A 22965-nucleotide genomic window follows, 5' to 3' on the forward strand; every position below is an offset into this window, starting at 1 on the left:
TTATGTCAGATCTGAATTTTATAGTTGAAAAGCTGGAGGATATGCGAAAAGATATTGGCATCTCCAACTTTTCAGGTTTCCTGGAAAAGACAGGAGAAAACGTAAGCAAGATCGCTGCAGACAGAAGTTGCCATGTTGATATTTATTATCATTCCAGTTCTATTCCATCTATCAGGAAGAAAGTGGAAGAAATCAGCAAGCAAAATGGTGAACCTGGTTTTGTTTATCATTTTATATCCGATAAAAAGGAACCGTTGCGTATGTTCCTTCAGATGATGCCAGCAATAGCTGTCATTTTCCTGGATGAAGACTTTAGTCAGTCTGAAAAACCTTTCCAATTTCTTAGGAATCGTGTAGGCCAGTATAAATTATTATTCCTTATAAATTTTTCTGGTGAAGAGAAAATGGCTAAAGAATTCAGTGCACAAATTGACAGGAGCATTAAACTACATGCCATTTCATATGAAGCTTTTAGTTCAACATCACTAAAGGCTCTAATTTCAGAAATGGTTGACAATAATATTCTTGCCCGGCTCAATTCATTTGCATTACACAATACTGTAAGGCCAATTGTGCCCATGCTCCAGGATATATTTCAAACTGAGAACAAGATATTTCAAACTAGAAAGCTGTTAAGCGGCCAGCATGGCCAGATCATTCGGAAGGAAGAGCAAATGCAGAATAACAATGACTTCAACAACAACCTGAAGACATTGGTGCAGAAGAATATGCAGGAAATGGAAAAGAGTTACCGATCCAAGTATGAGGATATGAACAAGCCTAATACTGGTCGGTTCTCACAGGTTGCTTCTGACTGTGTTCAACAAATTAAGGATTTCCAACGGGAAGAGATAGCTGAAAAAAGTGAAAAAGTTGCGATCAGCCTGAAGAAAAATGATACTGATAGAATATTGGCAACTGTTGGTTTGAATTTAAAAGAAGAATTCAGAAAAGATGAAGCATTCATCCATAAGGTGTTTGAAGAACTTGTATCGAAAGTAAATAACCAACTTAATGAAAAAGGTATTTCACCACTTAAACCATCTGAGTTATTTCTGCCTTTTGCTGAAGGTCAGCGCATATTGAATTCTTATTGTTATATCGGTAAGCCATATGCTGGTGAATTGGTGAAAAAAGGAATCAATGAATACTTTATAGCCCTTAGGGATTATACAGGCCTTATCATGGTGGTAGCGGGTCTATTAGCTCCTTTGAACATGGTTGCTACTATCTCTGAGAATGCTGTATTAAAAGCAATGTCCAATTTTATCAGAATTACTACCGGTATGATTACCCTAATCATGATCGTATATGGTATTTATGACTTGCGTAGAAGGATACCACGGAAAAGACAGGAAGAGCAAGATAAAGAGCTGAACCGGGCAAGGGAAACTACTATGCAGGAGTGTAAAAGGATGTTTAATGAAAGCTCTCGTGACTGGCAGTCAAGTGTAAGCAATTGGATTCGTGATGTGGGTCAGAATATCCTGGTACAAATTGAGGCGAATATTAAAAACCAGGGCCAGCAAAAGCTGCAACAGTTAAATATAGAAAGAATGCAGCAGCAACGATCGCAACAGAGTATTGATACGCTACACAGGAACTTCGGTTATGCTGAAAAGAGTAAGGATGCTTTGATATCGAAATTCCGTGATTCATTTAGCAATATTGAAAAAGAAATAAAATTATAATAGTGGTTTTAGGAATTGATCTTGGTACCTGTAATTCAGTGGCCGCAACCTTGACTCGCGACGGCAGTGCCGTTCTAATACCAGATAGTGTTAACCGTGAAGAGGTGACAACCCCTTCAGTTGCTATTATTGATGGCAAGAAAGCTTATGCAGGACTCTTTGCCGAGAACCTGTTTGAAACATTTCCTGACAAGGAACTGATCTCTTTTTTCAAAAGGTATTTTGGTACACAAGAGCCTGTGTATGTTGACGAGAACAAAAATGCCTGGTTTTCAGAAACACTTGCCGCATTGATTCTCCGGAAAATAAAATACGATGCAGAGATGTACATGCCCGATGGTTACCGGAAGGCTGTCATAACAGTTCCTGCGCATTATAATGATGCACAAAGAAAATCTGCTATCGAGGCGTCGCGCCTGGCCGGCCTGGAACTCAATGCGCTTGTAGAGGAGCCAGTAGCAGCAGCTCTTTTTTATAGCAGCCAGAATGCAAAGCTGGATGATGAGATCATCCTGGTTTATGATTTTGGAGGTGGAACATTTGATCTGACCCTGATCACCAAATCTGGCAATCAGTTGCATGTTATTGCCAAAGATGGCATTTCAAATGTAGGTGGTAAGGAGTTTGATGAGATTGTATCTAACCGGATCAGGCAGACTTATGAGGATATTATGAAACAGCCTTTTCCTTCTGATAAGCTTTCGCTTAACCGGTTGAGGAAGATATCGGAAGTAATAAAGATCCGATTGAACCAGCAGGAGGGGGGACAAGACCTTGCACAATGGCTCATTTTTGGTCATCATGCCTTTGAATGTGTGTTTGATTTTCGTGCTTATGCCAGTGAAGCTGTAGCATTAATTCAAAAAACAGAAAACGCCGTTTTACGCTGCCTTAAATCATTAGGTATGCAATGGAGCGATGTTAGCAAAGTTATTTTAATTGGTGGCACAAGTAATAGTAAACTAATTTATAATTACTGGAACCAAAAGATCAATCCTGAAAAGCAAACGCTGATCTATCATCAGCCTCTGACCAGTGTAGCCAAAGGAGCCGCAATATATGCCGGATCTTTATCGGATGGAGCACAGCAAATAGGCTCTGCTGTGGAACTGAAAACTGTAAGTACCTATAATATTGGGTTACGTCAAAAAGGTGGGAAGCAAATTGATCTTTTGATCCATCGAAATACACCTTTGCCCATATCTGCAAAACGAGTATACCGAATTGATCCTAATGTGCATGAACATTTTTCTATGGACCTATGCCAATTCTGGGATGCAGAAACAGAAGTTTTTTACCTGGGAGAGATCAAGGCAGGGCCATTTAGTCACCAGGCCACTGAATTTTATCTTGAGTTTGCTATTGAGAACCGTAGTAACGGGACCATAGGTATCAAGGTGAAAAATGCTGATAATGGCAAGGATATAAAGTTTGAGTTTATAAAAAAACAGACCAAGCATACTTATGATTTTCATAAGCAGAAGGCTTTAGTGGATAGTGTATATCTCAATAATTATGTTTAGGGTAGAAAGATGATTTATATAAAATCTCTTATCAAAAAAAGCTTTCATGTTGCATAATTGAAGTAGAAAGTAAAACTTTCTTATTTCATTTGGCTTTACATCTAAAGTATCTGACTTGACTAAAATTTGAATTAATAATAGCCTTGAACATGGAGATTCTGAGTAAGTATATATATGATCCGAAGCATGATTTGTTGGGTCGTGGCGGTTTTGCTACTGTGTACCGTGCCCATGACAAGATATTGGACATGCCTGTTGCCCTGAAGTTCTTTCATCCCCAGGAAGGCTCCAACAAGTACAACATCATCAATGAGATCCGCAGGGCCATCGTCCTTTCTCACCCCAACATTGTCAAATACTTTGGGGTGGAGAGCCTGGTGAACCGTGATGTCCATGGCATGGAGGAAGAGATCCAGATCGGGGTGATGGAGTATGTTCAGGAAGGGCAGATGAAGGAGTTTTTGTTGCGCCAGCCGCTGTTGCACTCAGAGCTGGCGGAGCTGTTAGTGGGGGTGCTGGAAGGGCTCAAGTACCTGCACAGCCAGGGTATCATCCACAGGGATATCAAGCCTCAGAACATCCTGTTGGGCCGGGATAAGCAGGACAAGCTCATTGCCAAGATTGCAGATTTTGGTATCAGCAAGAATGTGGATTCCAGCCATACGAGTTCCTCTCTTTTGCTGGGTACGGTGGAGTATATGGCTCCCGAGCAGTTCAATCCTGAGCGCTATGGTATTGGCAAGCGGGTGAGTTATAATGTGGACATCTGGGCCTTTGGGGTGACGGCCTACGCCCTTTTGTGTGGCCGTCCGTTGTTTGGAGCCCGCAGTGGGGAGACCTCGCCTGGTGAGCTGATCAACAAGATCGTGAATGTGGAGAACCTGGAGGAGCAGTTGCATGGGTTGCAGGAGCCCTTTCGCAGCCTGATTGCCCGTTGTGTGATCCCTGATGCCAAGAGCAGGACCTCGAGCATAGATGAACTTATAGGTATCCTCAGGGGCAGTAGTGCACCAGCCATCCATAACCTACATGCAACTGTATCCGTTAACCTCAATGGTTATCCGTCAACAGGAGGGCAGGAAACTGCTGAGATCAATAAAGTATTTGAACATGAGAATTCCGAATTAAACCTGAAGACCAGATTTGCGAAAACTTTTAATGTGTTGTTTCACGAGAATAAAATTGATGAGAACAATTTAGAAAACAAACCAGAGGAGGCCATAAAAAACATTCCCTCTGAAAAGAAGTTACAAGGTAAGGAAAAGGATTTTACAGAAAATAGTTCAAGACAATATAAAACACAGAAGGCATCTAAACCACTGATTATTATTTCAATTATTAGTATTGGTCTTTTGAGCTTTATTGGTGTTTTATTGCAATCAATGTCAGAGGGACCTCTTTGGGCTGCTTATGTAACGGGTATAATGTGGTTAATAAGTTGGACATTCAGTGCCATGTTTATTCATAGCAGATTTTCGAAAAAGGAAATTATTGCTTTCGGTAAATGTTTTCAAATAAAAAGAGTAATCCTACTGAAAGGATCAATCGGTTTTACTGTTTTATCACCAATTTTATCCGGTATCTGTTTTTTAATTGCAACGGCAGCTTATCAAGGTGTTTCTGTTGGTTGTTATTTTGAAGATTTTCAGATGGGTGCAGCAATGATTCTTTCAATTTTCTTACTGATTTTAGGTGCTGGTTTTATTATTGGAATGATATCGCCACAAACCATCGGACTTTTAAAAAGAAAAGAGGTTGTCTTATGCTCTTTATTTCATTTACTAGTTCCAATAATAATTCTTCTTATTATTATAAAGCTTACTCCTTTAGTTAGTGGCGCCTTGACTGGCTCCTGTTATTAATACTTGCGACTTAAAAAATAGTAGGCATTTTTATTATTAAGTCCATTCCAATTACTTATTTCCCACTTATCATTCATTAATTCCATTTGTGATAGGGCAATCTTCCTTTTTAAGATTGCCCTATCACTTTTAAGAATATTCCAATTAAATATGATTTGGATTCCAATAGTATTCTGGTAAGACTGTTGAAAAATAGTTCAGGCGTTGATACCCTGCTGTTAGTAAGGAATGTTGACCTGAAGGAATTTCAAATTAGTGAAAGTGATACGAATAAATTTGACAGGGAGGTGTATGCAAACCAATGTTTGCAAGATGGCCAGGTGATAAACCGTCAAGGCTTGTGGCTATATATAAAATTACTTTGCTCATTTTATTGTTGTTTTATTTTCTATGTGCTCTTTTTGTAGAAGAAGTATTAAAAAATAAGGCACTTGCTGAAAAGTTATCTTCTAACAATCCCTTTAGTAAGGGTGGGCGATGGATGGACAAAGGTAGAAACCTAATTTTGCACAGTAATGATTGTTTCGCTGGAACACCCAAAAAAGTCAATTTTGATGTCAGACATGTTGCTTGATCGATTAACGGACCGCTTATGACAAACAGGATAATTGACAAACAAACTGCAGAACATTATTTTGGGGGCGACAATTGCGGCAGTTGGATTTTAGTCAATACAGACGGCTTATCAGTTAAACAAGAAAGTATGCCGGGTGGAACAAGACCAACAACGGATAATGACCGAATAACAATTGAATAATGATCAACTATAATAATAAAACATTCCGACCTGTAAGTAATACTGAAAATGGGGAAACCTCAAATGACACAGTTTTTTACTATAAACAAAATGGGAATATCCTTACTTCTGAATATTCAGGTGGAAGAATCATCAAAGGGCATTTAATTGGTTTGGTTGGCGATAGCGGAAATATTGAAATGCGTTACCACCAGGTAAACGACAAAGGCGAGATCATGACAGGTATTTGTATATCTAAACCAGAAATATTACCAAACGGGAAAATAAGACTTCACGAAAGTTGGGAGTGGACTTCAGGAGATAAATCAAAAGGACAATTAATAATTGAAGAACAATAGAACTGCAAGCTATACTACCCAAATAGGGCACAAACCGATTACAAGGCATCTTAAGCAAATTAAATTAATATACTATGACAAAGAATGGAATGAATCCTAAGGTTGATTTCTTTTTTAATAAAGCCCAAAAGTGGCAGGAAGAATATGAGCAATTGAGAATGATCGTTCTTGACTGTGGGCTGACAGAAGAATTGAAGTGGGGTACTCCTTGTTATACTTTTCAGAATAGTAACATTGTTTTAATACATGGATTTAAAGAATATTGTGCGCTTCTGTTTTTCAAAGGTGCCTTGTTACAAGATGCCAATAGTATTCTCATCCAACAAACAGAGAATGTGCAGGCGGCGCGCCAGGTCCGTTTCACCAATGTCCGGGAAATCATTGAGATGGAACCTGTCCTGAAAGCCTATATCTATGAAGCCATTGAAGTGGAAAAAGCCGGTTTGAAAGTGAGTTTTAAAAAGACTTCAGAATTCAATATTCCTGAGGAATTTCAACATAAATTAGATGAAATTCCAGCATTGAAAACTGCTTTTGAGGCATTGACACCGGGACGGCAAAGAGCATACATTTTTTATTTTTCTCAACCCAAACAATCTAAGACCAGGGCGTCAAGGGTTGAAAAAAGAATGCAGCAAATTCTCGATGGAAAGGGATTAAATGATTAATGATCATTTTCATTATCATGCTTTTTAGAAACATAGACTGCTGCTATGCCGTAAATCCACAATCTTGTTGTATGCAATAAGTCTAGCCGGCAAAACCAGACTGATGAGAAACATAATTACCGCATTACTGCTTTTATTTTTATCCACAAAGGGGCAATCTCAAAGCAATTTTGTATTAATGCCTTCAGGGGCAGCATTTGTTCCTGAACATGGATTTTTGCCAGGTAAAAAGTTCCAGTTTTATCCAACCATTCATAAATTCAATTTCTCTGGCCAAAAAGTTAGAGTGGAGCTACTGGATGGACGAGCTGGTTTAAAAATGGCCAGAACTAACTGTTCTTCAATAGAACTTAACAATGAATCTGAATTTAATGGTCAGAAAGGAGCAGAAGTGGTTTTGCAATATTTCCAGAAGTTATTACCTGAGGCGGGAATAGCAATAGATTCAACAGTGGGGGATACCTTAAAAGTGGAGCTTCAGGCTCTTGATTCCCGCTTAATTGGTTTCGGAAGTATTAGGGCACATGGACTGTGTCAAATGAAAATCGCCTTTAAAAACGTCATCAAGTATTACTGTGTGGACATAACCGACAAAGATGAGCACTCGCCCATAAGCAGTCATGCTTTCGTGACCCGTAAAACAGCTACAAGGATCATTACTTCTGCTGCCATAAGAGAAGTGATTGAGCAGTTTTTTATGGATTTAAAATCTCTAAATAACTCTTAATTGCTTAGGGTTATAGATGATTGGCTGTTGGGTAAGGAATGACAAAAATCATTTTACAGGATTTGATATTATTGAATCTTTGATTTAAGGCTTACTCTCATGAGCATTGCAGATAGTAAAGATTTGAGGTCCGCAGTTTATAGTGGGCTTTTGGGTTTTGCTTACACAGGTCGATAATTGGTGAAAGGTGGGCGATAGCTGAAAATTTGAAATCTAGAATAGTTACTTACCCTATGAATAAAGGAATAATATATTGGTTGCGGTGGTCTGCGGTTCTACCATGTGCTTTTTTAGCTGCAATTTTTACCTCTGTTTTAATACGTACAGTTTTATTTTATACGGTGTTTTTATTTTTCCCACCGAATAACATAGCGGAAGTTATGTTAACACCCGTTCTCAATGCCGCAGGCTTTGTTTTCTTCGGATCCATTATTGCTCCTGAGCGTAATAAAAAATCCCTAGCGATTCTGTTTGTGCTTTGTATGGCTGTCATCGGGATTTTTGTTTTCCTCGATTTAACTGGTGCAGGGTGGAACGGATATAAATTTCAATTCCGTAATGGCGTAACAACCTGTCTTATGGGAATTCTTGGAGCATGTGTGGGAATGTCTCTTGTAAAAGGTAGAATCAAACGGCAGCAGTCCCGGTAATATTTATATGAATTTAGGCAATCTTTATCTATGTTCTGTCGTGTTGGCCAACCGAATGTCTAAGGAATAAATGAATAAGGCATACAAATAAAGAAGCCGCTACTCAGCTTTGTCATACGTCAAGTTTACTAGACCGGTATCAAATGGTTCAGTCTTTATTAGTTTCCAAACAGTTTCTGCTGTATTTTCTGCAAATAGAGGAATACCTTCTCCGATCAATTTTGGAATAATTGTAATTATCATTCTGTCTAAGAGACCATTGTTTATAAAAGTAGTAATGAGTTGTCCACCGCCAACAAGCCAAATGTCTTTTTCTGCATTCTTTTTTAGTTCTGTTACAAAGTCTTTTATGTTTTCAGTCAATAGATATGTGTTCGGACTTTTGATTTCAAGGTTTTTATCTGTTGTCACAACAAATGTGTCAATTCCTGGGTAAGGCCACTCAATTCCAAATCCAATCACTTCATCGTAAGTTTTTCTTCCCATAAACATTGTTCCGATGCTTTCTAACAGTTCAGTATATCCATAATCACCTGTCGCAGGATTTGGTACAGAGTTTAACCAATCTATATTTCCGTCTGGTCTTGCAATAAAACCATCCAAGCTTGTTGCTATGTATAAAATTACTCTGCTCATTTTAATGTCTTCTTATTTTTTACGTAACTTGTTAGGTACAGGATTGAACAACAAGCAAATTTAGAGCAGCTGATGCTTCAATCTTTCGGTAAAAAATGCCCATTTTAATGCCGTTTAGTGCTATGGAACTACCTAACCATCAAAATCATAATTGCTATGAGTCAGTCAAAATCAAAAACCATTGTTCTTATACATGGGAACTTTGTGAATAATAAAACCTGGGCTGAATGGAAATTGTATTACGAACAAAAAGGTTATACCGTTTTTACACCTGCCAATCCCGGACACCGTGGTGATCCTGCGGAGCTTAGAGCTCATATTCACCCTGACCTTATAAAAACAGGTTTTATTGATGTAGTCAATAACATTGCCCAACTCATTGATTCTTTACCTGAAAAGCCATTGGTAATCGGGCATTCAATGGCAGGAATGGCTGCGTTGAAATTATTAGAGTTGGGTAAAGCTGCAGCTGCCGTAAGTATTGACGGTGCACCACCCAAAAATGTATTTCCGCCTTTTTCAACTATTAAAGTAGTATTGCCTGCATTTGGCTTTTTGTCGGGCAAGGGATACTTTATGGGCTCTCGTGATTGGTATCATCATGCCTTTTTTAACACATTGCCTGAAGAAAAGAGAAGCGAAGCTTTTGATTCCATTGCAGTGCCGGAAAGTCACAGAGTAAGCCGTCAGCTTGTATTAAACTCATTTTCAAATATAGACTTTAATAATCCACATGCGCCGCTGTTATTCATCGGTGGTGGGAAAGATCATATTTTTCCTGGTACACTTACTCGAACAATAGCCAGTAAGTATAAGGACAAGCAAAGCCGTGTGGATGTTAAAATTTTTGAAGATAAAAGTCATTTCATATGTGGAGAACCAGGTTGGGAAGAAGTAGCGGACTATATTTTAAATTGGTATGAGCAGCAATAAATTGGTTTGGGTGAGATATTACAAGCAGAGGCTGGAGTTTTGAAAAAAACTGGATAAGATTGAAATTAAAGGACTATAGCTATTGCACCGTTAAATAAATTAGCAGTGCCTAACAATCTTGTTTCTTCAATGGCGGCTCTTTGCCGACCATCAACTTTCAATTCTCTGTTGAATATTATAACTTTATCCAGAATGGCGAAACTCAGACTGCCGCCACTGAAAGAAACACCAATAAACGTTAGCACCGATTATAAAAATGACAATCAAGGAGCTTCATAATAGGCTGATAGAATTAAATACACCTAACGGAGAATTGTTAACTCTTATGAACGATTAAAAGCTTATTATTTTTTCCGGCCATCTTAATTCCTGAAGAATCCAGAGAAATTTGCATGCCATTCAAGTAATATTTAGCTCCATCTGAATCCTTTAACTTCAGGATTATTTTCCAATCCTGTTCTTTACTAGTTAGTATATACTCAATTCCTCTACTGGTTTTCGTCCGAGTAAAAGAAATAATATTATTTCCTACAAATAGGTTTTCAATGCTTATGTCTTCCCAACCTGAAGGTAGATGCGGTTCAACGATGATGCTTTTGTTACTGGCATCAGGCTGAATTCCAAATACATGCCGGACAAGCGGAAGAACAACCCCATAACTGGTCCATGCTTGTGTAAAACAGCCATAATCCGGCATCATTTCAGAAATGGAACCCGGCAACACTCTGTTGAATGTTTGTACAATTTTATTTACATACCACATAGATTCATTTGTACGTCCATACATGTATTCAGCTACAGCCTGAACCCCTGTTGCTATTGTCATCATATGTCTTTTTTCCACGGCAGAGAGATAGGGACCGTATGCTCCAAGATGTTCTTTCCGGATCTTATCCAATAGTTTTATCGCTTTTTCTGCAGGTGCAATACCAGTTTCCATCGGTGTATTAATAACCCAGTTTTTATTAGTTATCCATCCCCTGTTTGTTGCCGGCATTGCAGAGAATTTATTTTTTAATTGTTCATAATAGGTTAACAGCTGCTTATCTCTTTCATTTAAAGTGGAGTCAACTTTTCGAAATCCTAATTGTCTGATTGCACCTTCTGTTGCACTGACTGCCTGTTCTGTGTTTCCATAAAAATCACAATACGAGCTTTCTGATTCATCCCAAAAGTCCTGGTTTATTTTCTCTGCAAGTCTGGCTGAAAGTTGCAGGTATTGGTTTTGAACCTGCAAATCGTTTAATATACCTGCAATCCGGGCAGTTGCTTTCAATGCTTGTTGTGTATATACGGCCACGTCTATCAGTTCGGCATTCAGCCCATGTACTTCCATAATCCCATATCCTTCAGGAAAAAGGTTCTTATTCTGATCCATATCCTTCAGGAGCCAGTTAATGCCCATTTTCATAACAGGGTACATTTCTTTAATGAAATCCATATCACCAGTCCATTCGAACAGTTTTTCAACACACATGATGAACTGGGCTGTTTCCTGCGTATTTCCAGGATTAGCAACAGCTCCATTCGTTGAAATCTCGTGAGCGATCCGTCCGTTGCCATTTTTTTTCATTGACTCATTCTTTAGCAACCGGAGCGTTTGCTTTGCAAGGTCAAAATCACCAGTTGCCATTACAGCTTGCAGTGAATAGGTATTATCGCACCCAAACCACCAGGGATATTCCATAAAACCTGCCCCCAGGCCACGGCCAATTCCTGGAACGTCTCTGATCAACCACGCGGTATTAACCTTTACCCAATTGTACACTTCCTGCAGGGACTGATCAGGAATTTTTATCCTGGCTCTTTCAATGATAGAAGCATAATGCTTCTTTTTCTCTTCCAGCAACTTTGCGTGATTTTTTGCCAAACCTTTATATGCATTTATAGCCTCGTTTTTATCTTTTGCCGATCCTGCAATAATAAAGGACACTGTAATGCTGCTGTTTTTATCAATTAACAAACGGTAATCAGAAGTGGCTGCGACCCCATTTCCTATTGTCTTTTGTGGAATTTCATCAGTACCAATTAATTGTCCGGTACTTGGAATGGAGGCACCCCATACAACCGTCCATGCGTGGGCACTGTCGTCACTTCCAATAAAAAAACCATTTCCAGGCTCCCAAACCACCTTATCCTTATGATCTATAATTCCGATTTCTTTGGAAAACCAAACTGGGCTTATATCTGTTTTGGCAAAAAATCCCAAATCCAATGTTCTTTTCTGGTTGCTGGTATTTTTGATTGTATATTGAATGATCATACCCTGCTGTCCATCGGGACAAAACTGAAACCGTTCTGTTTCCAGCCCATTCAGTACAGGTGAATATTTTATTTTGTTACCATAAGGATAATTGACAAACTCAGAAGCCTCCGAAAGCCAACTTTCATTTTCAGTATTTATATCTTTCAGTTTTATCCAGAATCCGTCCAATAATTTTATGGGATGAAGCCATAAACCACCCATTTCACCCTTCACATGGCCTCCCATATCGGGGAAGTTCCCATCCTGGGTGCCAATAATATAGGTACGGTCTCCTGCTGTTATATATGGTTGGTTTTTATTCTGGCCCTTATTGCTGATACCCGCCATAATAGACTTTGAATAATTTTCATCTGATGACTGTCCATGAGCCTGCGGAAAAAGAAATAATAATAAAGAACAAAGCAAAGCGGTACTGCTTAAAGTGTTTTTTTTCATTGAATTATTTACACTCAATTCTTGTGCATCCAATGTAAACATACCTATTAAAAACAAAATTGCAGCATACAAACGCTTGCACAAAAATTGAGTAAGACGAGGTCATTCTATCATGCTGATCGTGAAGTGGGAATGGTTAATACCTTATACCATACAATTTTAATGTAGCTATGATGAGTGTATCGGCCATCAAATGGCTGGTGTGGGCCAGACCGACTGACAAAGCTGGCCATCATCAAAGAAGCCAAAGCGGAGGGCATCACCACCACTATTCGCAAGTATGGCATGCTGATTGAACTCCTGATGTTTGATTACCAATATAACTTATGATACGTAAATTGAAATCAGGGCAATACCGGCTCTATTCCCGGAAGAAAAATCCTAACACCAATAAGCGCAGGAACCTAGGAACTTTTGATAAATTGGAAGACGCAAAAAGGCATGAAAGGGAAATACAATACTTTAAGCGACATTAAATTCTGCTGGTGGGGCGTGCTCAAAGTTGGAAAATTTTATCAAAGAGGTTTTTCTTCTTCAATTTTGGTGGAAGTTTATATCGCTGGCACCTGCTGAAAAACCTCTGTGATGGACTGAAAAAATTAGTGAAACGTAATCATCAATATATCAGCTCTGATTTGGAATTGATTTTAAATCATAGCTATTGACTGTAAATAATTCCAATAGGTTTATAACAATCATTGTTTAACACTACATCTGTAAAACATTTTAGCTATAACTATTTTGTAAAAGTGCAGCAGCTTTTTCTTAAATTTACTGTAAGCTAACTGGTAATAATTTCTTCATTACTAGCATTCTACCCCCTTAAGACTACAGGTTACAATCTTTACTCTTAATATTTATTCACCTTTAAACATACACTTATGTTAGTAATCGCTCATCACTTCATTCAAAATCCTGAAGAATTTTGGAAATTAGCTCAACAAACTACTCCTTCTCTTCCCCAAAACCTAAAACTTCATTCTGTTTTTCCATCAGAAGATTTAAAAACAGGCACTTGTGTATGGGAAAGCAAAAGTGTTGGGGAAGTACAAGAGTTTTTAGATAAAACTCTTGGGCATGTCAGCAAGAATGTATGTTATGAAGTAAAAGAGGAAATGGCTATTGGCCTTCCACAGAAAACTATGGAGAAAGCAGTTTCTGAATAAATGCTTTTGGCTGCTTAGTTTTTTACCGTACTGATAATAATAACCTATCTGATAGATAAAGCATCATTATCAGGATAACATCACATACAATTCCTCCATCATTAAACCGCATATATATGCAGCGCAGATCTTTTATCAAGAACACAACCCTTTGTGTTGTTGCTGTAAGTACTTCCGGGTTTATCCGCTTTAATGGCAATGTTTATATTGGTGATTGCGAAACTACCACTGACATATTAGGACCCTATTATCGACCTGACAGCCCTATGCGAAATAACTTAATCATTGCAGGAGAATCGGGTCAACAGGTAGAATTAAGTGGTACCATTAAACATAACGATTGTAAAACTCCATACAAACATGCTAAAATAGAATTATGGCATTGCAGTCCTAAAGGCGAGTATGATAATACTTCAAGCGAATATCGTTATCGTGGTACAACCCTAAGTGATGATAAAGGGTATTACTCATTCCATACTGTTCTGCCCGTTCCTTATGATGCGGGTGAAGGGTTTATACGTCCAGCCCATTTTCATTTAATGATTACGGCAGAAGGATATCAGCCATTTGTAACACAACTCTATTTTACTGGGGATGATTATATTACCAAAGACCCCTTTTCTTCTTCCCCAAATGCTAAAAGAAGAATATTAGACATACAAACCTTAAATGATGGAACCAAAAAAGTGTCATATGATGTGAGTATGTCACCCAAGTTGGCTGCTGAAACAGCGGTTATTGATAAGTTAACAGGTATTTATACAGATGAAAAAGACAAAAACAATAAAATAGAGATTTTTAAAAAGGACAATTTGCTGTGGATGAAAAATGAAGTTTTTGGTGAAGCTTTTGAATACATGGGCAATAATACCTTTCAATATCCCAATGCGCCCCAGGGAATGAGTTTGACTTTACTTTTCGAAATCATATCTCGAAGGGCTGTTAAAGTCACTAAAACGTATGTAGATGAAAAAGGAGAAAAACATATCAATGTAGCAATGAAGATGGTGAATGAATAAAAGGAACATTTCATGAAGCCAAATTTATCTGTTTACTTTAAAAATTCATTGGGTTTCATCTCGACATATTTACCTCCGAATGAGTGGCCATTACCGGTAGAGAAATTATGAAATGACATTCTAAAAGTTCCTCCCGCTTGTTCATTCATTATGTGTGTGCCCTGATCTGTTCAGTACTCATGTCCAGGCAGTAAATAATAAGACGCAATTCCCCCTAAAATTGTCGCAAACCGCCCTGCTAACCCAGCGGGGCTTCTGTACTTTTACAGGACATTAAACAAATAAATATGGAAACGCAAACCGCCAGTAACAGGACAAAGGCTTTACTTGCCTTGTTCGATTATCAAACGAAATTCTTTGCCAGAGCCCTTGAAGGGATCTCAGAAGAAGATATGCATAACCGCTTGAACACGCAGGCAAATCATCCGGCCTGGCTTGCAGGCTCATTGGTTCAACAGCGTTTTATGATGGCAGGCGAAACTGGTACGAGCTTCAAGCAAACCGGTGAAGAACTCTTTAAAAACAATAAGGGCATACAATCAGGTGTAAAGTATCCAACCACAGCGGAATACCTTACGGACTGGGAACGAATTACACCTAAAGCACGTGAGGCACTGGTGACAATCGATGATAAGAAGCTGGATAGTGAGATAGATATGGGTGGGATGAAAATGACTTATTATGAAATGATCTGCTTCAGCATTTACAGGGAAGCCAGTATTATTGGGCAGCTTGCTTTATGGCGTAGGCTTCTGGGTTACCCAGCTTTAAAATACGATTAGTATTGAATGGCCTGAAGATGAACAGGCACAAAATAGGCACACCTTTTCCTTCGCGTTCCAGCTGTTTCTCACTCTGATTTAAGATCAGGCAGTCATGCAAGTCCAGCATAGCCATGGGCGACACAAACCTGGGTAGAAGATCAATAGCGGGCTTTTCGGCCATAAAGGAAATATTTTTCAAAACTGCTGATAATATTTAAATTTATATAATATTATTCATTATTAAAAAATGACCTACTATGTATGCAGTTATTCGTCACTATCATTTCAAACCGGAAGATGGAAAGAAGATTGACCAGGTGGTTAAGGAAGGATTTGTACCGCTTATAAAAAAAGCAAAGGGATTTATACGCTATTATTGGTTGGATACCGGGGCAGGAGAAGGAGCATCTTTAAGTGTATTTGAGGATAAAGCCGGTGCTGATGAATCTATCCACCTGGCAGCTGACTTTGTAAAAGCAAATATGTCTGAACTTTTAACTCAGAAACCTGAAGTGATTGAAGGGGCTATAAAAGCCCATGATTAAATGCCAGGACATTGAAAAATTGCGGTTATTGCTCCGTAAATTATATGGGGTTGTTATATACCCGCAATGATCCGCAGGCTTTTCTAAATAAGCTATACTCATAATTGCTGTAAACCCACGAGCAAATGCATATTGCTATCCGGTTTTATAGATGATCGTTTTGCCTCATCAACCAACTCCTTCCACACAACTGGACACCTCTGTAAGATCAAACATTAAGCAACAAATAACAACATTCAGTTGCTTGTGGGTTTACGTAACAGAGACCGCCTCAAGCGTATTGGTAAGGTGCTAAAGCAGCTTAGGTTTCCACAGTATGCTCCAGCAGTAAGCGTCCCCATGGCGGTTCCTGATTAACTGGTAGCTTTGTTTAAGATGCCAGGATTATTTATTCCATATATTCAAATTGCATGATGAAAAATGTATCAAGGCTTGCATGCCTTTTTGTAATAACAATGCTGCAAACGATCACATTGTATGCACAAGCCAATAAAGACTTAGCAAAAACAATACTCAGCGATGCACGGTTGGACACAGTTATGGCAAAAGCCAGGGCCCTGCTCGGCAAAGGTTTTAATGCAGGCGATGGTTACCCGCAGGTGTGGATAAGGGATTTCAACACATTCATTGAAACCTCCATTGAAGTTTATAATCGTGATAGCATCCGCAACAACCTTCTGACCTTTGTAAAACTGCAGCAACCCAATGGTGAAATTGTGGATGGCTATGTATTGAAAGGTCATGTTACCTGGGGTGATCCCAATAAGTATTATTCTCCTCTTGACACCACCCGTGTGGGCTTCAAAAACACCGTGGAAACAGACCAGGAAACTTCCCTGGTACAGGCGTTTGGTAAATATATCCGTATCACCAATGACAGTTCCATATTACATGAAATGATTGACGATAAAACTGCCCTGGAACGCTTAGGCATGGCCATTGATTTTCTTCTGAAACACCGTTACTCCGACAAATTCAAACTGCTTACGGGCGCCACTACCCAAGACTGGGGTGATGTGCAGGTAGAAGGCGGTGCCGTGGTGGATATTGACAGCCTTACGCACTGGTGCTCCGATGTATATGATAATGCCATGTTCGTGATCGCATTGAATGATATGATCCTTTTTGCAAATAACCCCGCAGATAAAAAGAAATGGACGGAATTAAGAGACCTTACTGCCAGCAATACAAAAAAATATTTGTGGGATAAGTCCATGCAAAAATTTATTCCTCATCTCTATATTAATGGCTCTCCTTTTCCGTCTTCATTTGACGAGAACAAAATATATTTTCATGGCGGCACTGCCATAGCAATGGAAGCAGGTTTGTTAACAAAAAAAGAGATTGAGAAGGCAAATGCAGATATGCTGAATAATGTGAAGCTTTCCGGGGCACCTACTGTTGGTTTGACGCTCTACCCACCTTACCCGCAAAACATTATTCCCGGCTCTGGTGCCAACAAGGAATACAATTACCAGAATGGTGGCGACTGGGAATGGTTTGGCGGCAGGATCATACAACAACTTGTTGCTAATGGATTTGCAAAGGAAGCTTATGATGAACTGCAACCGATGGTTGACAGGGTAATAAAGAATGGGAGGTTCTATGAGTGGTATAGCAGGGATAACAAACCAAACGGCTCCGATAATTTCAAAGGATCGGCAGGTGTATTGGCAAAAGCCATTGTAATGCTGCGAGACTGGGCAAAACAAAATCAATAAGAGAAAATTGGGGTTGTTGTTTCGAAATTTTTTTCTGGCCTTTTTACTCTATAATCCCAAGCAACATTTGAACATATACGTTAGTAATCAAAAAATAAATGAAATTTAGCAATGACTTTTCATGATTTTACCAGTATTTATTGTTAACTTCTACATACAATAACGGAGGCCACATGAAAAAAATTGCTATGCAATTTCTGACTTCCGCAACCCTCTTGTTAACACTCCTTTCCAGCCAAAACATTTTAGCACAATCTACAGTGGTTATTCCAGGAACTTTCCAAAGTGAACTGGGTTGCTCGGGCGACTGGCAACCTGACTGTGATGCCACACGGTTAATTCAAACAGCAGCAGGTATTTGGGAGGGTACTTTTATGATCCCAGCAGGCAACTGGGAGTATAAGGTAGCTTATGATAACAACTGGGGAGAAAACTATGGAGCAGGGGGTGTCTTGAATGGTCCTAATTTTGAACTTTCCCTGGATAAATCTTCAGCCATTCATTTCACCTATTCTTCGGTTACCCACCTTGTGAGTTTCGTAGAAACCAATTCTGCCGTCGTTCTGGCGGGTTCATTCCAGGATGAGGTGGGCTGTTCAAGCGACTGGCAGCCGGATTGCGGTTTTACAAGTATGTTATATAATGGCTTATCCAATATATGGTATAAGATGCTCTTCTTGCCTCCGGGAAATTATGAATACAAAGTTGCTATAGATAATTCATGGGACGAGAACTATGGACAAGGAGGTGTTCCCAATGGTCCCAATATCCCATTGACAATTACAGGCTATGTTACTTTACTATTTCGCTATGATCCGGTTACCCATATTGTCACTTCCTCTATACTTGATAATGCGGTAACACTGGCAGGAAACTTCCAGAGTGAATTGGGTTGTTCGGACGACTGGCAGCCATATTGCAACAACACCGGACTTACTTACGATGCAGCTTATCATCTCTGGAGAGGACAACTCACCCTGCCTGCTGGCAGTTGGGAATTCAAAGTAGCGATTAACGGTTCCTGGGATGTAAATTATGGAGAAGGTGGTGTACCTGGCGGTCCAAATATTCAATTGAATCTTACTTCCGATGCAAAAGTTTCATTTGCATACAATCCCGATACCCATTTCGTTTCTTATACAATTGATTATATACCTGCACCGGAAACAGTAGTAATACCGGGAACGTTTCAAAGCGAACTAGGCTGCACACCTAATAGCTTTACTGGTGATTGGGAACCCGCATGCGACTATACTCGTCTTACCTATGACCCTGTCAATAAAGTTTGGACTGGAACATTTGATATAGCAGCAGGATATTGGGAGTATAAAGTAGCTATTAATAATTCATGGTCTGAAAACTATGGGTTATCTGGAATTCAAGGTGGTCCCAATATCCCATTGTATTTGGAAACCCCGGCCAACATCACATTTAAATATAACCAGTTAACACACCTGGTAACGCTTGTGTATAATACCAGTGGTCTATGCGCCAATTCGTTTTACGATGCTAATGTGAATGGAATAAACGATGAAGGTATTCCTATGGAAGGCGTAACATTCTCCTTATCAGGTAATAGTACAGCCGGACAAAATGCAGGCAGTGATGGCAAAGTTTGCTATACCAACCTGGGTCCGGGCATTTATACTATAGAAGCAACAGCGCTAAATGGTTATATACCAACATCTCTTAATTCACAAACTGTCGCCCTCACCCAACCAGTGATGCTCCACTTCGGTAACGTATGCCTGGGAAGTGCCGGAGCAAAACCTGCAAGCTTTTGGATGAATAAGCAAGGACAGGAAGCACTTGACCATTCATGGAATAAGGAGTACATTATTCAAAGCTTGCAATATCTCAATCTACGAAATGAAAATGGCAGCCTGTTTATGCCAAAGTCATTTGAAGAACTGAAAGGCTGGCTGCAGAAAGCGAATGCCAAAAACATGTCCTATAAGCTCTCGGCAGAACTGGTAGCACTTTACCTCAATTTAGAAACAGCACAGGTTGGAAGTGACAGGATTGTATATACACCAGGTGTTGGTAATATAGGTGCTCATCAAGACTTCATGTATGTTTACTCACTCATGTGGTATACAAGTTGGCAACTATTTCAATATCCAACCGCCAGAGGTGGTGATAGCTACCGTTCCGGATTGGAAGCACTTAAAGATTTACTAGAGAAAATCAACAGTGATCAAAACTTCGTACAGCTTCGGCCTTGCAGCAGCAATGCAATTACTTCTATCAAAGCGAATCCGGACGAAAGGTCAAACACCCTGTCAACTTCATCAAAAGTATTCATCTGGCCTAATCCTGCTGCCAGCAGCTTCAATCTGCGTCCTGCTAATAGTGTCAGCAACGAAAACGTACAAATCAGGGTAATGGATACCAATGGTAAATTAGTATATAGCGCTACAGGTACCGCCAATAAAGACTATCATTTTGGCGAAAGCCTGAAACCTGGTTTATACTTTGTTGAGATCATACAAGGCAACAGGCGTTCAACTAATAAGATTCTGAAGCAATAGCCAGAACTTATGAATAAAGGCCCGGCACACGCTCTTGTGCCGGGCCTTTATTCATAAAAAACTAAAAGTTTGATTATCAAACCTGTGTGACGAATCGTGGTGAAAAGAATTATGCGGCAAGGCGTCTTATCAATAAAAAAGGCCTTGAAATTCAAGGCCTTACTTCTAGTGAACCGGATTGGATTCGAACCAATGACCTACTGCTTAGAAGGCAGTTGCTCTATCCAGCTGAGCTACCGGTCCGTTTTACGGGCGGCAAATATAAGCATTCTCATCAAAAGAAAACAAATTAAGCGATCAGCTTTTCAATAATTTTTCCTGTATGCTTGTTTTTTAAGATCAGTTTTTTGGCGCCATAGTGTGTTACTTCTTCTTTTACCAGGTAGTGATCGGCATCATAATCAACTAAATGACTGTCTTCATGTAAGCCCACTTTTCCCCTCCAAACTTCCAGTTGGACAGGCTCCCAATGCTTTGTTTTGGCAGACCTGTAGGCAGCATCAAGGATCGCATTGACTATATAGCCATCATAGAAGGTTTCCCTGGGTTGCTGCCCGGATTCCATGGCATTGAACATGTCCATGAACATATGATTATAACCTAACTCATTCAATTCATCACCAACAGGGAACAGCCAACCTGTATTGTTCTCTGCCTTTTCCGCTACATAATCTGCAGCTTTGCCAGAAGAATACATCTCAAAGCCTGTGCGCAAAAAGTTGTTGGTCCATATAGTACCTTCTGTTCCCATGACCTCATCCCGGAGATCAAGTCCGCCACGAAAGGTCCAGCTGACTTCAAACTGTCCAATGGCTCCATTCTCATATCGAACCAAGCCAATTGCGTGGTCTTCTGCTTCAATCGGTTTTACCTGTGTGGCTGCCCAACACATCACTTCCATTGGTTTGATGTCTTTTCCTATGTAATTCCGGGCAATTTCCACGCAGTGGCAGCCCAGGTCGATGATGCAACCGCCACCAGCTTTTTCCATATCCCAGAACCATTCGCTGTGCGGGCCGGGGTGTGTTTCCCTTGATTTGGCCCATATTACATTTCCAATAGAACCGCTATTTACACTTTGTAATGCTTTTAAAAACTTAGGAGTGTACACCAGGTCTTCCAGGTAACCATTGAAAATGCCTGCGCCTTCCGCGGCATCGAGCATGCGTTTGGCTTCGGCAGCATTGCGACCCAGTGGTTTGGTAATGATCGCCGCTTTACGGTGCTTGCAGCAAAGCATGACGGCTTCTTCGTGCAGGAAGTTGGGCAAAGCAATACAAACCACTTCCACCTCGGGGTGAGCCACTGCTTCTTCCATAGTAGTGGTCCAATGCTGGACAAAATAATCTGCAGCAAACTTCTGCGCAGTTTCTTCACGCCTGGAATATATACTTACGATCTTATCCCTGTTCCGGTAACCCTGAAGTGAATCCGCATAGAAACGGGCGATGAAACCGGAACCTAACATGGCTATCTTTTTCATACGTATGCTACTGGTTCAGCTTTTTCGGTGGTTTTCGGATTTTCCTTGAACAGGATGGCAAAGAGCAGGACTACGATGCCGGCAATGGCAGCCGGAACCATCCAAATACTTTTCCAATTATGGCCATCTGCTGTTCTAAAGTGCTCAGAAACCTGTCCTGCTACCCAAAATCCTATGAGCATGCCAACGCCATAGGTTGCCAGTGTAATCAGCCCCTGGGCAGCAGATTGAATCCGTTCCCCGGCCTGCTTGTCTGTGTAGATCTGGCCGGTTACAAAGAAGAAATCGTAGCAAATACCGTGAAGCAATATGCCAAGGTATAGGAATGATAATTCAATTCCTGTTACATCGCCATAGCTGAATAGTAAATAGCGCACTACCCATGCGATCATACCTATTAAGAGCATCACCTTGATTCCAAAACGGCGGAAGAAAAGTGGCATCAGGATCATGAATAAAGTCTCGGAAACCTGTCCCAGCGTCATTTTACCAGCGGCATTTGCCAGGTTGATCTCGTTTAAGTATTTATTGGCTTCCTGGTAATAAAATGCCAGTGGAATGCAAATCAGCATGGCTGATAGAAAGAAAATTAAAAAGTCCTTTTTCTTTAATAGGCTTAATGCGTCGAGACCAATAATATCTCCAAAGCTTACCCTTTTTCCTTTGGAAGCAGGAGGCGTATTGGGCAGGAAGAAGCTTAATATGCCTAATAATAATGATGCAACAGCAGCCATGCGGAAAGTGTTGGCCAGGGCATTGTTCTTTTCCCAATCTGTAGCAAAAGAAATAAACAGTCCCGCTACAATCCAGCCAATGGTGCCCCAGACCCTTAGTGTAGCAAATTCTTTTTCCGGGTTGGTCAGTTGCCTGAAGGAAACTGAATTGACCAGGGCCAGCGTTGGCATGTACAAGATCATGTAGGTTAAGATCAAAGGATAAAAACTGTCGAAGTCTGTTTGCCTGGAGAGGAAATACATCAAGGCGGCTCCCGCAAAATGTAGTAACCCCAGGATCCTTTGGGCTGCAAAAAAACGGTCAGCAATTAATCCTACAATGAAAGGAGCAATGATGGCGCCCAGCGATTGCGTGCCATAGGCCAATCCATTCTGAACATCGGAAGCTTTGAGTGTTTTACTGAGGTAAGTCCCCATCGTTACAAACCATGAGCCCCAGATAAAAAACTCCAAAAACATCATTGTCGACAGTGAAACTCGTGTGCCTGGTTTCATAAGCAAGTAATTCGTTAAAGT

At 40.0% G+C, this 22965-nt stretch carries 20 protein-coding genes and 1 tRNA gene; 16 read left to right on the top strand and 5 right to left on the bottom strand.

Annotation, left to right across the window (positions count from 1 at the left end; all coding sequences use genetic code 11):
* The first annotated feature begins 2 nt into the window (after positions 1–2).
* The 8 genes from OCK74_RS20015 (at position 3) to OCK74_RS20050 (ending at position 8216) form a co-directional block, all read left to right on the top strand.
* Positions 3–1691: a hypothetical protein gene (locus OCK74_RS20015; RefSeq protein ID WP_279298861.1), complete on the top strand. Its 1689-nt coding sequence runs from the start codon at positions 3–5 to the stop codon at positions 1689–1691.
* A gap of 2 nt (positions 1692–1693) precedes the next feature.
* On the top strand, positions 1694–3214 hold the full coding sequence (locus OCK74_RS20020) for an Hsp70 family protein (RefSeq protein WP_279298862.1): 1521 nt from the start codon (positions 1694–1696) through the stop codon (positions 3212–3214).
* A 149-nt stretch (positions 3215–3363) separates the two neighbouring features.
* Complete coding sequence (locus OCK74_RS20025) at positions 3364–5076, top strand: serine/threonine-protein kinase (protein WP_279298863.1); 1713 nt, start codon at positions 3364–3366, stop codon at positions 5074–5076.
* A gap of 592 nt (positions 5077–5668) precedes the next feature.
* Complete coding sequence (locus OCK74_RS20030; protein WP_279298864.1) at positions 5669–5833, top strand: hypothetical protein; 165 nt, start codon at positions 5669–5671, stop codon at positions 5831–5833.
* Positions 5833–6171: an avidin-fold protein gene (locus OCK74_RS20035; protein WP_279298865.1), complete on the top strand. Its 339-nt coding sequence runs from the start codon at positions 5833–5835 to the stop codon at positions 6169–6171. The genes OCK74_RS20030 and OCK74_RS20035 overlap by 1 nt, the downstream gene beginning before the upstream one ends.
* A 74-nt stretch (positions 6172–6245) precedes the next feature.
* Positions 6246–6839: a YdeI/OmpD-associated family protein gene (locus OCK74_RS20040; protein WP_279298866.1), complete on the top strand. Its 594-nt coding sequence runs from the start codon at positions 6246–6248 to the stop codon at positions 6837–6839.
* Positions 6840–6942: 103 nt separating this feature from the next.
* Positions 6943–7566, top strand: a complete 624-nt coding sequence (locus OCK74_RS20045; RefSeq protein WP_279298867.1) for a hypothetical protein — start codon at positions 6943–6945, stop codon at positions 7564–7566.
* 233 nt (positions 7567–7799) lie between these two features.
* Positions 7800–8216 (top strand): hypothetical protein, encoded by a 417-nt coding sequence (locus OCK74_RS20050; protein ID WP_279298868.1) that lies wholly within the window; start codon positions 7800–7802, stop codon positions 8214–8216.
* Positions 8217–8315: 99 nt separating this feature from the next.
* Here OCK74_RS20050 and OCK74_RS20055 read toward each other — a convergent pair whose 3' ends face one another.
* Positions 8316–8852, bottom strand: a complete 537-nt coding sequence (locus OCK74_RS20055) for a dihydrofolate reductase family protein (RefSeq protein WP_279298869.1) — start codon at positions 8850–8852, stop codon at positions 8316–8318.
* Positions 8853–9008: 156 nt separating this feature from the next.
* Here OCK74_RS20055 and OCK74_RS20060 point away from each other — a divergent pair, with 156 nt between their 5' ends.
* Positions 9009–9785, top strand: a complete 777-nt coding sequence (locus OCK74_RS20060; protein WP_279298870.1) for an alpha/beta hydrolase — start codon at positions 9009–9011, stop codon at positions 9783–9785.
* Between the two features lie 316 nt (positions 9786–10101).
* On the opposite strand, the gene OCK74_RS20065 is transcribed toward OCK74_RS20060, so the two are convergent.
* The gene (locus OCK74_RS20065) at positions 10102–12486 is read right to left on the bottom strand and encodes an alpha-L-rhamnosidase-related protein (protein ID WP_279298871.1); all 2385 of its coding nucleotides are present in this window, start codon (positions 12484–12486) and stop codon (positions 10102–10104) included.
* Between the two features lie 177 nt (positions 12487–12663).
* On the opposite strand from OCK74_RS20065, the gene OCK74_RS20070 reads away from it, so the two are divergent.
* From OCK74_RS20070 to OCK74_RS20100, 7 genes are all read left to right on the top strand, one after another.
* Positions 12664–12816, top strand: coding sequence for a hypothetical protein (locus tag OCK74_RS20070; RefSeq protein ID WP_279298872.1), 153 nt, complete (start codon positions 12664–12666; stop codon positions 12814–12816).
* A gap of 551 nt (positions 12817–13367) precedes the next feature.
* Complete coding sequence (locus OCK74_RS20075) at positions 13368–13652, top strand: hypothetical protein (RefSeq protein ID WP_279298873.1); 285 nt, start codon at positions 13368–13370, stop codon at positions 13650–13652.
* 116 nt (positions 13653–13768) lie between these two features.
* Complete coding sequence (locus OCK74_RS20080) at positions 13769–14671, top strand: dioxygenase family protein (RefSeq protein ID WP_279298874.1); 903 nt, start codon at positions 13769–13771, stop codon at positions 14669–14671.
* 287 nt (positions 14672–14958) lie between these two features.
* Positions 14959–15453 carry a DinB family protein gene (locus OCK74_RS20085; RefSeq protein ID WP_279298875.1) on the top strand — a complete coding sequence of 165 codons (495 nt, stop codon included), beginning with the start codon at positions 14959–14961 and terminating at the stop codon, positions 15451–15453.
* Positions 15454–15692: 239 nt separating this feature from the next.
* Positions 15693–15980 carry a hypothetical protein gene (locus tag OCK74_RS20090; RefSeq protein WP_279298876.1) on the top strand — a complete coding sequence of 96 codons (288 nt, stop codon included), beginning with the start codon at positions 15693–15695 and terminating at the stop codon, positions 15978–15980.
* A gap of 410 nt (positions 15981–16390) precedes the next feature.
* The gene (locus tag OCK74_RS20095; protein ID WP_279298877.1) at positions 16391–17701 is read left to right on the top strand and encodes a glucosidase family protein; all 1311 of its coding nucleotides are present in this window, start codon (positions 16391–16393) and stop codon (positions 17699–17701) included.
* A 173-nt stretch (positions 17702–17874) separates the two neighbouring features.
* Entirely contained in the window at positions 17875–20232 is a 2358-nt protein-coding gene (locus OCK74_RS20100; protein ID WP_279298878.1) for a pullulanase X25 domain-containing protein, read from the top strand.
* Positions 20233–20401: 169 nt separating this feature from the next.
* Here OCK74_RS20100 and OCK74_RS20105 read toward each other — a convergent pair.
* The 3 genes from OCK74_RS20105 to OCK74_RS20115 all read right to left on the bottom strand — a co-directional run bounded on the left by OCK74_RS20105 (position 20402) and on the right by OCK74_RS20115 (position 22944).
* Positions 20402–20475 (bottom strand) — tRNA-Arg (locus OCK74_RS20105).
* A gap of 46 nt (positions 20476–20521) precedes the next feature.
* Positions 20522–21715: a Gfo/Idh/MocA family protein gene (locus OCK74_RS20110; RefSeq protein WP_279298879.1), complete on the bottom strand. Its 1194-nt coding sequence runs from the start codon at positions 21713–21715 to the stop codon at positions 20522–20524.
* The gene (locus OCK74_RS20115; protein ID WP_279298880.1) at positions 21712–22944 is read right to left on the bottom strand and encodes a nucleoside permease; all 1233 of its coding nucleotides are present in this window, start codon (positions 22942–22944) and stop codon (positions 21712–21714) included. The genes OCK74_RS20110 and OCK74_RS20115 overlap by 4 nt, the downstream gene beginning before the upstream one ends.
* Positions 22945–22965 lie beyond the last annotated feature (21 nt).

The sequence above is a fragment of the Paraflavisolibacter caeni genome (assembly GCF_025628885.1).
In the GTDB taxonomy this organism is placed as follows: Bacteria; Bacteroidota; Bacteroidia; order Chitinophagales; family Chitinophagaceae; genus Flavisolibacter; species Flavisolibacter caeni.